The 13060-nt window shown below is 42.8% G+C and carries 14 protein-coding genes and 1 tRNA gene; 3 read left to right on the top strand and 12 right to left on the bottom strand.

Features of this window, described 5'->3' with window-relative positions; genetic code table 11:
- Nucleotides 1–14: 14 nt before the first annotated feature.
- The 11 genes from ERX55_RS04695 to ERX55_RS04645 all read right to left on the bottom strand — a co-directional run bounded on the left by ERX55_RS04695 (nt 15) and on the right by ERX55_RS04645 (nt 9038).
- Nucleotides 15–755: an alpha/beta hydrolase gene (locus tag ERX55_RS04695; protein WP_133451441.1), complete on the bottom strand. Its 741-nt coding sequence runs from the start codon at nt 753–755 to the stop codon at nt 15–17.
- 93 nt (nt 756–848) lie between these two features.
- Nucleotides 849–1082, bottom strand: coding sequence for a preprotein translocase subunit SecG (gene secG / locus ERX55_RS04690; protein ID WP_133451440.1), 234 nt, complete (start codon nt 1080–1082; stop codon nt 849–851).
- Nucleotides 1083–1180: 98 nt separating this feature from the next.
- On the bottom strand, nt 1181–2485 hold the full coding sequence (eno, locus tag ERX55_RS04685; RefSeq protein WP_133451439.1) for a surface-displayed alpha-enolase: 1305 nt from the start codon (nt 2483–2485) through the stop codon (nt 1181–1183).
- A 69-nt stretch (nt 2486–2554) separates the two neighbouring features.
- The gene (gene gpmI / locus ERX55_RS04680; protein WP_133451438.1) at nt 2555–4093 is read right to left on the bottom strand and encodes a 2,3-bisphosphoglycerate-independent phosphoglycerate mutase; all 1539 of its coding nucleotides are present in this window, start codon (nt 4091–4093) and stop codon (nt 2555–2557) included.
- Nucleotides 4090–4839, bottom strand: coding sequence for a triose-phosphate isomerase (tpiA, locus tag ERX55_RS04675; RefSeq protein WP_133451437.1), 750 nt, complete (start codon nt 4837–4839; stop codon nt 4090–4092). The genes gpmI and tpiA overlap by 4 nt, the downstream gene beginning before the upstream one ends.
- 12 nt (nt 4840–4851) lie before the next feature.
- Nucleotides 4852–6042 carry a phosphoglycerate kinase gene (locus ERX55_RS04670; protein WP_133451436.1) on the bottom strand — a complete coding sequence of 397 codons (1191 nt, stop codon included), beginning with the start codon at nt 6040–6042 and terminating at the stop codon, nt 4852–4854.
- Nucleotides 6043–6141: 99 nt separating this feature from the next.
- On the bottom strand, nt 6142–7155 hold the full coding sequence (gene gap, locus ERX55_RS04665) for a type I glyceraldehyde-3-phosphate dehydrogenase (protein WP_133451435.1): 1014 nt from the start codon (nt 7153–7155) through the stop codon (nt 6142–6144).
- Nucleotides 7156–7171: 16 nt separating this feature from the next.
- Nucleotides 7172–8212: a sugar-binding transcriptional regulator gene (locus ERX55_RS04660; protein WP_133451434.1), complete on the bottom strand. Its 1041-nt coding sequence runs from the start codon at nt 8210–8212 to the stop codon at nt 7172–7174.
- A 113-nt stretch (nt 8213–8325) separates the two neighbouring features.
- On the bottom strand, nt 8326–8571 hold the full coding sequence (locus ERX55_RS04655) for a glutaredoxin family protein (RefSeq protein WP_133451433.1): 246 nt from the start codon (nt 8569–8571) through the stop codon (nt 8326–8328).
- Nucleotides 8558–8860, bottom strand: a complete 303-nt coding sequence (locus ERX55_RS04650) for a hypothetical protein (RefSeq protein WP_133451432.1) — start codon at nt 8858–8860, stop codon at nt 8558–8560. Before ERX55_RS04650 ends, ERX55_RS04655 begins: the two co-directional genes overlap by 14 nt.
- Before the next feature lie 106 nt (nt 8861–8966).
- Nucleotides 8967–9038: transfer RNA gene (locus ERX55_RS04645), tRNA-Arg, on the bottom strand.
- A 147-nt stretch (nt 9039–9185) separates the two neighbouring features.
- On the opposite strand from ERX55_RS04645, the gene clpP reads away from it, so the two are divergent.
- The 3 genes from clpP (at nt 9186) to ERX55_RS04630 (ending at nt 12079) form a co-directional block, all read left to right on the top strand.
- Nucleotides 9186–9779: an ATP-dependent Clp endopeptidase proteolytic subunit ClpP gene (clpP, locus tag ERX55_RS04640; RefSeq protein ID WP_133451431.1), complete on the top strand. Its 594-nt coding sequence runs from the start codon at nt 9186–9188 to the stop codon at nt 9777–9779.
- A 136-nt stretch (nt 9780–9915) separates the two neighbouring features.
- The gene (locus ERX55_RS04635; RefSeq protein ID WP_424960679.1) at nt 9916–11295 is read left to right on the top strand and encodes an alkaline phosphatase; all 1380 of its coding nucleotides are present in this window, start codon (nt 9916–9918) and stop codon (nt 11293–11295) included.
- 64 nt (nt 11296–11359) lie between these two features.
- Nucleotides 11360–12079, top strand: a complete 720-nt coding sequence (locus ERX55_RS04630) for a hypothetical protein (RefSeq protein WP_133451430.1) — start codon at nt 11360–11362, stop codon at nt 12077–12079.
- Between the two features lie 18 nt (nt 12080–12097).
- Here ERX55_RS04630 and whiA read toward each other — a convergent pair whose 3' ends face one another.
- Nucleotides 12098–13048: a DNA-binding protein WhiA gene (whiA, locus tag ERX55_RS04625; protein ID WP_133451429.1), complete on the bottom strand. Its 951-nt coding sequence runs from the start codon at nt 13046–13048 to the stop codon at nt 12098–12100.
- Between the last annotated feature and the right edge of the window lie 12 nt (nt 13049–13060).

Here is a 13060-nt window from a genome sequence, read left to right as displayed (position 1 = left end):
GTCTTCCCCTTTCTTTAGTGAGACCATTCCAGCCCTTCTAAAAATGCAGAATAATCATCAAAGAGCTGTTCTTTTTCCTTATCTATAGTAATGACGTGACCTGAATGTTCATACCAGTGAATCTCCTTCACATCACTTGATGACTCCTCGAAAATAATGTTGGCGGAATCCGGATTGATCATCGTATCCAGTCGGCCTTGTGCGACAAAGAGAGGTGCAAAGACGTCGTCAATCGATTCGCGCACTTTGACGATGGTCTGCTGAAGGTCTTCCAGCAGACTTGTCGGATGGAAGGCCGCCATCTCCCTTTCTATCTGGTCAGCAGCCTTGCCTTCACGTTTCTTGAATTCTCTGGCATATTCCAGGACCCCTTCAAACATATTGCCGGTTGTCTTGATATACATCGGCGAGCACATGGTCGCGACACTATGGACATCCCTGTTCTGGGAAAGTCTGAGCGCAAAATCGCCACCTAAGGAAAGGCCCGCTACAGCAATATCAGTATAACCTTTCTCATTCAGGAAGTCATAGGCTTCAAGCACCTGACCCCACCAGACATGCGGACTTGAAGCAAGCAGTTCTTCAGGGGGGACGCCATGACCTTCGTAGTGCGGTGCATAACACGTATACCCTTTCTTCTGCAGATAACGCCCTAATTGTCTGACATCAGAAGAGTTGCCGGTGAAACCGTGCAGCAAGAGGACAGCACGCGGACCTTCTTCAAAGAAAAATGGTTCAGGTAATCGAATTTTCATGATGATAACTCCTTTTATGGTATTAATACTATTGTATGTGTTTTTAAGTGCTATTCAAAATAAAAAAGCCCGGTGAATCACCGGACTTATCATCTACATGTTGAAATAAGTTAATGCCAGCATAATTAAGAAGAATAACACTGACAGTACAATCGTTGTACGCAGTAAAATCAAGTCGACACCCCGTGTCTTCTGTTTGCCGAATAATGTTTCTGCACCACCACTGATAGCACCAGATAAACCATTACTCTTACCTTCCTGCAGTAAAACAACAGTAATCAATCCGATACAAACGATGACCAATAAAATGGTTAGCACTGTATGCATATAGGGTCCTCCTACTCATAGTCACTTGCCCTATTTTACCATGAAATGCTACAAATGAAAACACAAAAAGACACGGCGTCCCGTGTCTTTCAGCCTACTTATTTATTTAAATTGTAGAAAGATTTAATGCCTTCAAACTTCGCAGTTTCATATAACTCATCTTCGATACGAAGTAATTGATTGTATTTCGCGATACGGTCTGTTCTTGATAATGAACCTGTCTTGATCTGGCCTGCATTTGTCGCAACAGCGATATCAGCGATTGTTGTATCTTCTGTTTCACCTGAGCGGTGGGAGACAACAGCTGTATAGCCTGCTTTTTTAGCCATTTCAATCGCTTCAAATGTCTCAGTTAATGTACCGATCTGATTTACTTTGATAAGGATGGAGTTACCGATGCCTTGTTCGATACCACGAGCAAGAATTTCAGTGTTTGTAACAAATAAGTCATCACCCACGAGCTGTACTTTATCGCCTAAACGTTCAGTTAAAGCTTTCCAGCCGTCCCAGTCGTTCTCGTCCATACCATCTTCAATAGAGATGATCGGGTATTTGTTGACGAGTTCTTCTAAGTAATCCACTTGTTCAGCAGAAGAACGTTTCGCGCCGTTCTCGCCTTCAAACTTCGCGTAGTTATAGACGCCGTCTTCGTAGAATTCTGAAGCGGCACAGTCAAAACCGAGGTAGACATCTTGTCCTGGTTCAAGACCTGATTTTTTGATCGCTTCTAAAATCGTTTCAACACCGTCTTCAGTTCCATCAAAGCGTGGTGCAAAACCACCTTCATCACCTACTGAAGTTTCAAGTCCACGTTCTTTTAAGATTGATTTTAAGTTATGGAAGATTTCAGCGCCCCAGCGTAAAGCTTCTTTGAATGTTTCAGCGCCGACTGGCAATACCATGAACTCCTGGAATGCGATCGGTGCATCTGAGTGAGAACCACCGTTAACGATGTTCATCATCGGAACCGGCAACTGCACACCATTGAAGCCACCTAAGTATTTGTATAAAGGCTGTCCTAAATAATCAGCAGCTGCACGCGCAACAGCCATAGAGACACCTAAGATTGTGTTCGCACCTAATTTACCTTTGTTTGGCGTACCGTCTAAAGCAATCATCATTTTGTCGATTGACACTTGTTCAAGCACAGAAAATTCACCTTCGATGATTTCTGGTGCAATAATCTCGTTTACATTTTCAACAGCTTTTTCTACACCTTTACCTGAATAGCGTTCTTTGTCGCCATCGCGTAACTCAACTGCTTCATGTTCACCCGTTGAAGCACCTGACGGCACAAGTGCACGTCCAAATGCACCGCTTTCAGTTAATACTTCTACTTCGATTGTCGGATTACCACGTGAGTCAAGGACTTCGCGTGCATATACGTCTGTAATAATTGGCATAGTTAAAACTCCTTTGAATGTATTTTCTCTTATATTATTGAATATTCACTATATTTAATCAACTAATATCTATTGCTTCTGAATCAACGATTCTCCAGTCATCTCAGCTGGTTGATCGATAGCCATCAAGTCAAGTAAAGTAGGCGCAAGATCCGCGAGACGACCGCCATCACGCAGTGTAACGGTTTCGTCTGTCACTATAACGGGAACAGGGTTCGTCGTATGCGCAGTCATCGGCTGGTCATCCATTGTAATGACTTCATCTGAGTTCCCATGATCTGCTGTGATGATCGCTTTACCGCCTTGCTCAAGGATTTTATCGACAACAGCACCCAGGCACTCATCTACCGCTTCAATCGCTTTAATGGTCGGTTCAAGCTTTCCGCTATGACCTACCATATCCGGATTAGCAAAGTTCAGAATGATGAGATCAAGGTCTTGTTTATCCAGTTCAGCAAGGAGTGCATCTTTCACTTCATATGCACTCATTTCAGGTTTAAGATCATAAGTGGCAACTTTAGGTGAATTGATCAGCACACGACGCTCGCCGGCAAACTCATCATTACGGCCGCCACTCATGAAATAAGTGACATGCGGATATTTCTCAGTTTCAGCGATACGCAGCTGTTTCTTCCCTGCACTGGCCACCACTTCACCGATTGTGTTGATGAGGTTCTCCTTCTCGAAAACAACATCTGCTTTGACAGTATCACTATACTTCGTGAACGTCACAAACTTAATACCGATCAAACGACGGTCCATCTCAAAGCCGACAAATTCTTCATTTGTATAGACTTCCGATAATTGGGCTGCACGGTCAGGACGGAAATTGAAGAAAATCATGCCGTCGCCGTCATTGACCCCTGTGTTCTCCTGATGGGTTTCATGATCTTTGACGACGAACGGAATAACGAATTCATCTGTCACACCTTCGGCATAACTTGCTTTCACGCCTTCAGCAGCGGTCTGATATTCCTTACCTTTACCATACGTCATGGCGTCATACGCCATCTGTTCACGTTCCCAGCGTTTGTCACGGTCCATGGCATAATAACGACCAGAGACAGAAGCAAACTGTCCGAGTCCGAGCTCTTTGAACTTCGCTTCAGTCTCTTCAATATACTGAAGCGCTGTTTCCTGACCTACATCTCGTCCGTCAAGAAAAGCATGCACATAGACACGTTCAACGCCTTGCTGTTTCGCCATGTCCAGCAGCGCAAATAAATGCTTGTAATGACTGTGGACACCGCCATCAGACAATAAGCCCATTAAATGCAGCGTACTGTGATGCTCCTTAACGTGCTGCATGGTATCCAGCAGCACCTGGTTTTTGAAGAAGTCGCCATCTTCAATCGATTTATTGATACGTGTCAGTGACTGATAGACGATGCGGCCCGCGCCAATATTCAGGTGACCCACTTCCGAGTTACCCATCTGCCCTTCAGGTAATCCGACATCAAGTCCGGATGCATTCAACTGATTATGCGGATACTTGTTGAAATAACGATCAAAATTCGGTTTATTCGCCTGCTTAACAGCGTTTCCTTTGATTTCATCACGATTGGCAAAACCATCTAAAATAATCAGCGCTGTAGGTTGAGTCATTATTTTGCACCTTCTAACAGCTTGACGAATGATTCCACTTCAAGAGAAGCACCGCCGACTAAAGCCCCGTCAATATCAGGTTGTGCCATATATTCCTTAATATTGTCCGGTTTAACAGAACCACCGTACTGGATGCGTACAGCTTCAGCTGCTTCCGCCGAGAAGTCTTTCGCTACTACTGAACGCACAAACTGACAGCTGTCCTGCGCATCCTGTGACGTTGCTGATTTGCCTGTTCCGATAGCCCAGATAGGTTCATATGCGATGACTGCCTGCTTGACCTGCTCCTCTGTAAAACCTTTTAAAGCAGCTGAAACCTGCTGACCGATGACTGCTTCAAATTCGTTGCCTTCACGCTGCTCTAACGTTTCGCCCACACAGATAATCGGCGTCATATCATTTTTAAAGACAGCCAGTGCTTTTTTATTAACATCCTCATCTGTCTCGTGGAAGTATTCACGGCGTTCTGAATGACCCAGTACGACATATTTAACACCTAAGTCTTTCAGTGCAGCAGGACTCGTTTCTCCAGTAAACGCACCACTCTCTTCAAAGTAGGCATTCTGGGCACCGATGTTCAATCCTTCCACATTCGCACTGACCAGCGCATCCAGCTGAATAGCCGGCGCGCAGATCACTGTGTCCACTTCTTCACTAGAAGGCAGTTCCGGTAAGTTCTGAACGAAATCCTTAGCTTCTGCTACTGTTTTATTCATCTTCCAGTTACCTGCAATAATTGGTTTTCTCATCATTAAACACTCCTATTTATCTGAAATAGATTTAATACCTGGTAATTCTTTACCTTCTAAATATTCAAGTGACGCACCGCCGCCTGTTGAGATATGAGTAAACTTGTCAGCAAAGCCCAGTTCCATTGCTGCTGCTGCTGAATCACCGCCACCGATGATCGTTGTCGCATCCTCTAAATTCGCGATTGCTTCACAGACACCGATAGTTCCTTTAGCGAAGTTGCTCATTTCAAAGACACCCATCGGTCCATTCCATACCACTGTTTTAGCACCTTTTAACTGCTCTTCGAATAATTCAACAGTTTTAGGGCCGATATCCAGGGCCTGTTCGTCTGCTGGAATTTCATCGACTGATAATTCCTTGATTTCGCCATCATTAGAAAACTCTTTTGTGACCTTCGCATCAACCGGCAGGACAATTTTGCCTTCCCCGCGTGCCAGTAAATCTTTCGCTAAGTCAATCTTATCTTCCTCTAACAATGACTGACCGATTTCTTTGCCTTGTGCTTTCAGGAATGTATAGGCCATACCGCCGCCGATAAGAACTTTGTCAGCTACTTTCAGCAGGTTCTCAATCACACCGATTTTGTCCGATACTTTGGCACCACCTAAGATGGCGACGAATGGACGCTCAGGATTCTCTACAACGCCACCGATGAATTTGATTTCTTTTTCCATCAGGAAACCTGCAGCAGAATCGAGATGCGCTGCAATCCCTACATTGGATGCGTGTTCACGGTGCGCTGTACCAAAAGCATCATTGACAAAGACATCGCCGAGAGAAGCCCAGTATTTACCGAGTTCAGGATCATTTTTACTTTCTTTTTTGCCATCAACGTCTTCAAATCGTGTATTTTCCACTAAGAACACATCGCCAGGTGTCAGATTCTGAATAGAAGCCTCTAATTTTTCACCACGCGTGACATTCGTAAAACCGACTTCTGTACCGAGTAACTCAGCTAAACGACGCGCTACAGGCTGAAGCGATAATTTTTCTTTATCCTCTTCTGTTTTTACTTTACCTAAATGAGAGAAAATAACGGGAATACCGTCTTGCTCAATGATGTACTTAATTGTAGGTAATGCTTCAACGATACGATTGTCATTCGTGATTTCGCCGTCTTTCATCGGAACATTGAAATCCGCTCTAACCAGAACCTTCTTATCTTTCAATTCTAAATCTGAAACAATCTTCTTTGCCATTACTATTCCTCCTCAATATGAGTGTCAGTATCAGTATAACAATTTTTAAGAAAAAATAAGCAGGAGAAGCGTATCTTCTCCTGCTTACGCTTAACTAGATTAAGCTTGCTGTGCTTGTTCAGCTAAATGTTGTAAAGTACGCACTAATTGAGCAGTGTAGCTCATTTCATTGTCATACCATGATACAGTTTTAACCATTTGATGGTCACCGACTGTCATTACACGAGTCTGAGTTGCATCAAATAATGAGCCGTAAGTGATACCGATGATATCAGAAGAGACGATCTGGTCTTCTGTGTAACCGAATGATTCATTTGAAGCTTCTCTCATTGCCTGGTTGATTTCTTCAACTGTCACTTCTTTTTCTAAGATACATGTTAACTCAGTGATAGAACCTGTCGCAACAGGGACACGTTGAGCTGAACCATCTAGTTTACCTTTTAATTCAGGGATAACTAGACCGATCGCTTTAGCAGCACCTGTTGAGTTAGGTACGATGTTCTGAGCTGCTGCACGCGCACGACGGAAGTCACCTTTAGCGTGTGGTGCATCAAGTGTGTTCTGGTCACCTGTATAAGCGTGAACAGTCATCATTAAACCTTCGATGATACCGAATTTGTCATTTAAAGTTTTAGCCATAGGTGCTAAACAGTTTGTTGTACAAGATGCACCTGACACGATTTCTTCAGAACCATCTAAAATGTCATGGTTGACATTATAAACAACTGTTTTAAGGTCTCCAGTTGCCGGTGCTGAAATCAATACTTTTTTAGCGCCAGCTTTAATATGAGCCTGGGCTTTTTCTTCGCTAGTGTAGAAACCTGTACATTCTAATACCACATCGATGCCCAGTTCTCCCCATGGAAGTTCTTCTGCTTTCGGGTTAGCGAATGATTTGATCTCACGACCATTGACAAGGAAACCACCTTCAACGACACGTACTTCCTCTTTGAAGCGGCCTTGTGTTGTATCGTATTTTAAAAGATGTGCAAGCATATCGTCATCTGTTAAATCGTTAACCGCTACAACTTCGATATCTTTTACTTCTTGTAATCTTCTGAATGCTAAACGACCGATACGTCCAAAACCGTTGATTGCTACTTTAACTGCCATGAATAATGGCCTCCTTTTAATTTATATTATTGTCAAAGGCAAATGCCTTCAATAACTGTTTTGCTACTGCTTCGTCTGTAATAAGTGTGGTCTGTTCCGGTGCGTTTTTCAAATAGGCTGCAATCGCATCTACTTTACTGCTCCCACCTGCCACAGCGATAATATGTTCCTTGTTGATCACATCTTCAAGTTGCAAACCAATCGTCCGCACCTTATAAACAATATTACCCTTTTTATCGAAATAGTAACCAAAAGCTTCACCGACCGCTTCATTTTCAAGCAATAATTTCTGAACAGCTGAATCGGTTTTTCTTCTGACTGCCATCTTGGCTGCATTACCGATACCATGGACTACGATATCCGCTGATTTAATTTGATCGAGCACTGAACGAATTGAAGGTTCTTCAATCAAGTTCTGATAAGTCTGTTCACTGACTTGGTCAGGTACATACAATGACTCATAACAACCGCCCGTTGATTCCGCCATTTTTGCGACGATAAAGTTCGCCTGATGAATCATATCCTCACCAAGCCCGCCGCGCGCAGGCGTAAAAGTGACGTCAAATGGCACCTGAGCCAGATGACTTGCCATACTCGCTGTACTGGAACCTCCAGTGACGGTCACCTTCATATCCGGTCGGAGCAACGACTGAAGATAACGTCCTGCTTCAACACCGAGATTAATCGATGTTTCCTGACTTTCATCTGCATCACCTTTAACGACAATCAATTTACTGATACCCGTCAATTTACTGATTTCCGTCGCTAGCGCCGACAAATCATTGTAGACTTCCATATGTCTGGCCAGTAAACTCAGAACTTCCAGTCCTTCTGAAGTGATGGTCATCCCTTTAGGATGAATATCGATAAGATGTTCAGCCTTAAGACTTTCAACATCACTCCTTAAAATCCTTTCAGTCTGATGAAGCCGTTCTGCTAAGGCACGTCTGCCAATAGGCTGAGCAAGGTGAATCATAGACAGCACATTAAAACGACGCTGCATTTTTTCAATCAAATCTGGAACCAGTCTCTGTTGAACGGCGAAAACTTGATCCATTCGACTTCCTCCAACTTAATGAGACATAAAACGTCCCAGTTGGGACAATGTGTGTTACACCTATATGGTAGCAAGATAAACTTTTATTTGCAAGAAAAAACCTCGAACATCATTTAATATTGTTCGAGGTTTTCAGTCACGGTGACAAAATCAATGATGCCTTCCTGTACAACTCTGTCCTTATAAGTCAGCACCGGCACACGGATCTGGTATGCCATCATTAATTCATCATCTTCAGTTATATTGACTTCTTCATATGTAATATCTAAATCCACAAATTCAAGCTGTCGTTTGGCTTCTTCACATAATGAGCAGTTCGGCTGCGTATAAAGCGTCAGAAAATATTTATACGCCGCCATAGACCCAGTCCTTCAAACGATTGTTTTCACAGCAAAGCTGATAGCCTTTCTCGTATTCAGGATCATCAAGCATATCCACTAACTCCAGGCGGCCTTTTTCTGTAATCTCAATATCCTTAAGAACAACCAGATCGTCTACGATGACTTCCCCGGAAATCAGCCCTTCTCTTTTCATTTCAATAAAAGAATCTTTCAGTAATTCTGTATCAATCCAGCCAAAGAAATTTGCGAGCACAGTCCCTTTCCTCAGTTCATATAAAATAATAAATTTTAAACGGTCCTTTAACATACGGCTGTCCTCCTTGACTCTATTAGCCTATATATACCCTATTCTCAGTGATTGTACACAAAAAAATCTGTCAGGAATGACAGATTTTCAAAAAATGAAGCTATAACGCCCTCGGAGGGAATCGAACCCCCATTTCAAGAACCGGAATCTTACGTGTTATCCATTACACCACGAGGGCAATTAAGTTATATTATAACGGTAATTGTTATATATTTAAATATGAAAAAATACAAGTCTGCAAGAAATTTAAAAATAAACTCTATCTTTTGACTATTTTTGACCATATATAGTATATTATTATCAAACCTTAAAGGAGGATTTATTGATGAATTTAATTCCAACAGTTATTGAATCTACTAACCGCGGTGAACGTGCATACGATATTTACTCACGCCTTCTGAAAGACCGCATCATTATGCTTGGTTCTCAGATTGATGACAATGTCGCTAACTCTATCGTTTCACAGTTACTCTTCTTACAGGCGCAGGATGCTGAAAAAGATATCTACCTTTATATCAACTCTCCAGGCGGCAGCGTGACTGCGGGTATGGCGATCTATGATACGATGCAGCACATTAAACCTGATGTACAGACAATCTGTATCGGTATGGCGGCTTCTATGGGTTCATTCTTACTGGCTGCCGGTGCGAAAGGTAAACGTTTTGCGCTGCCTAATGCAGAAGTGATGATTCACCAGCCACTTGGCGGAGCACAAGGTCAGGCGACCGAGATTGAAATTGCTGCGCGTCACATCTTAAAAACACGTGAAAAATTAAACCGCATCCTGTCAGAACGTACAGGTCAGCCGATTGAAAAAATTGAAAAAGATACAGACCGCGATAACTTCCTAAGCGCTGAAGAAGCAAAAGAATATGGTCTTATTGACGATGTGATGCATCCAGCAGTGGAAGAAAAATAGAATATCTGATCAGCACTGAGCACTAGCTCAGTGCTTTTTTTATATTAACTTTACATACTTTTTACAAGAACTGCGACTTCCCTTTACATTTTACTGATAAATTTAGTTTGTATCATAAAACTTAGGAGGATTCATTGTGAAATCATTCAATAAAGTTATTGCTTCATCAGTTATTGCTGGTCTTTTCCTATCTTCAATGCCGCCTTCCACGGGCGTTCATACTGTAGAAGCTGCGACTAAGAAGGTAACGCCTTGCAGCGAGCAGAAAGCGCCAAAAAACATCATCTTCATGATCGGTGATGGAATGGGCCCTTCTTACAACACTGCTTATCGTTATATGATGGATAACCCTGCAACTAAAAGAATGGATCTTGTCTCATTCGACCATTACTTATTAGGTACTCAACGTACGATTGCTGAAGATGAGCATGAAAATATCACAGACTCTGCTTCTGCTGCTACAGCGATGAGTGCAGGTGTCAAAACATATAACAACGCAATCGCTGTTGATAATAACAAGGCTGAAGTGAAGACTGTTCTTGAACGCTCTAAAGAAGTCGGTAAATCAACTGGTCTAGTGGCTACTTCAGAGGTGACACACGCAACTCCGGCTGCCTACGGTGCGCACGATGAATCTCGTAAAAATATGCCAGCGATCGCTGATGACTACTACGATGAAATGATCAACGGTAAACACAAAGTTGATATCATCCTGGGTGGCGGTAAAGATTACTTCCAGCGTAAAGACAGAAACTTAATTAAAGAATTTAAAAATGACGGCTACAAATATGTCGGTAATAAAAAAGGATTATTAAAAGCTGCTTCTAACTCTAAAGATAAGCAGATCCTCGGTTTATTCTCACCAGGCGGCATGCCTAAAATGATCGACCGTGACGCTAATACGCCTTCATTAAAGGATATGACTAAAACAGCGATCAAAAAATTAGATACAAACAAAAAAGGTTTCTTCTTAATGGTAGAAGGCTCTCAGATTGACTGGGCAGGTCATGCCAATGATATCACGGGCGCAATGAGCGAAATGAGAGACTTTGATTTAGCCTTCCAAGAAGCGATCAACTTCGCTAAAAAAGACTGTAATACATTGGTTATCGCAACAGCCGATCACTCTACAGGTGGTTTCTCAATCGGTGCAAACGGTATCTATAACTGGTTCACTCAGCCGATCAAACAGATGAAACACACACCTGAATACTTACGTGCACAGTTGATGAAAGACGGCGCTAATGTAGAAGAAATCATCAAAGCGAACGTCGGCTTTGAACTGAAACCAGAAGAAATGGCAGCTATCAAAGACGCAGTTGCAGCTAAAGATGCGACTAAGATCGAAAACGCCATCGAAGCACCTGTCAACGCTCGCAGCTTAACTGGCTGGACGACTGGTGGTCATACAGGCGAAGACGTTAACGTCTACGGTTACGGTCCATCAAGCAGCTTATGGAGAGGCAATATCGAGAATACAGACAACGCTAAACAAATCTTCAAGCTGATTAAATAATTAATATTTAAAAAGCCCTCTATTGAAGTGATAGAGGGCTATTTCTTTTTAAAGGAGTATTCTGATGCACAAGTATCTATACATATTGCTCGCAGCGGGTCTGCTGACCGGCTGTGCTCAAAAAGATGATTCTGCAAGTACACAGGCGACGAAGGAGAAAGTCTCTTCCGCTACAACTGAACAGCCTTCTGCCGAGAAAAACATACAGAAGACTCAGGAAGAAGATATTCATGACCATGAAGACGCCGCCTTCAAGGATACTGAAAGTCTGAAGCCGGGCGTCAAAAAAACATATCCATTGACGAAGCTTACAACAGAAACGATTGATAAGAAGGTCAGAGTAAAAGATAACGATACTGTTCTCTATACTGAAGATACAGGGCACGGCATCCCGACTAAACCAGCGGGTGACGGTCAGGAGTTCCATGCGATTCTTGAGGTGAAATTCAATCATATGACGATGTATATGCTCGATAACGGCACTTTCATCACTGCAGATCCTCAACATGTTGAAGTCATTAAAACAGGTAACAGCATGAACAAGTATCCCGTCTTTAAAATGCATGAAGATGATGAGAAATATTTAAAATCTCTGGATCAGCATGATCCTGAATATCAGGACTATGTGAAGTATGCCCATCATTTCGGCGAAAGACAGTATGACTATAAACGCGAGATGCTCATGCATACCGCTATTCATGCAGTTAATCATGCAACACCGGGCAGTCTTACCATTCCGGAAGAACACTTCAAGCCATTCGATGTCTTTAAAAACGAAAAATAACAGATGCCGCGGCATCTGTTATTTTTTTAGGTCTACGGCTTCACCATTACGCAGCTTTTCGGCTATTTCATCCAGCTTTCTTAAGCGATGATTAACACCCGACTTCGAAATCACACCCGTCGATACCATTTCTCCTAACTCTTTAAGAGAGATATCCTGATGGATGATCCGCAGTTTTGCAATTTCGCGTAACCGGTCCGGCAGCTCTTCCAGCCCGATCTCCTGCTCGATCAGTTCTATATTCTCAACCTGCCTCATCGCTGCACTGATGGTCTTGTTCAGATTAGCAGTCTCACAGTTTACCAGACGGTTCACTGAATTACGCATATCCCGTACAATACGCACATCCTCAAATTTGAGCAGTGCCTGGTATCCACCGATCAGACTGAGGAAGTCGGCAATCTTCTCCGCTTCTTTCATATAGGAGATATAGCCTTTTTTCCGTTCCAACGTTTTAGCGTTCAACTGATACTCATTCATCAGTTTCGTCAAGTCGCGTGAGTGACTTTCATATAATGAGAATATCTCCAGGTGATAAGAAGAGGTTTCAGGATTGTTGACCGAGCCTCCTGCGAGAAAAGCCCCTCTCAGATAACTTCTCTTACAGCAGTCGTTCTTGACGAGATGGTCTTCTATTTCATGTGTGAAGCTGCCTTCCACCAGGATGCCGAGTTCCTCCAGGATGTCTCTGGCCTTCGTCTTAATTCTGCAGATATAGACATTGTTTTTCTTCAGCTTCATCTTTTTACGGACCAGGAGCTCGATTTCAACGCCGAATATTTTTTTGATCAATGAGAATACACGCCGCGCTATCGCTGCATTTTCTGACTGAACATTAATCACCCATTCACGATTCGATATGCTTAAGTTACCATTCATGCGAATGAGGGCAGCAAGCTCTGCCTTACTGCAGCAGTCATCTGCTTCTATTCTTGTCAGTTCATTTTTCATTTCAGATGCAAATGACACGTTACTCTTCCT

This window comes from Macrococcus bovicus (assembly GCF_004359575.1).
GTDB classification, from domain to species: Bacteria; Bacillota; Bacilli; order Staphylococcales; family Staphylococcaceae; genus Macrococcus; species Macrococcus bovicus.
This window is presented reverse-complemented; position numbering and strand designations above follow the sequence as displayed.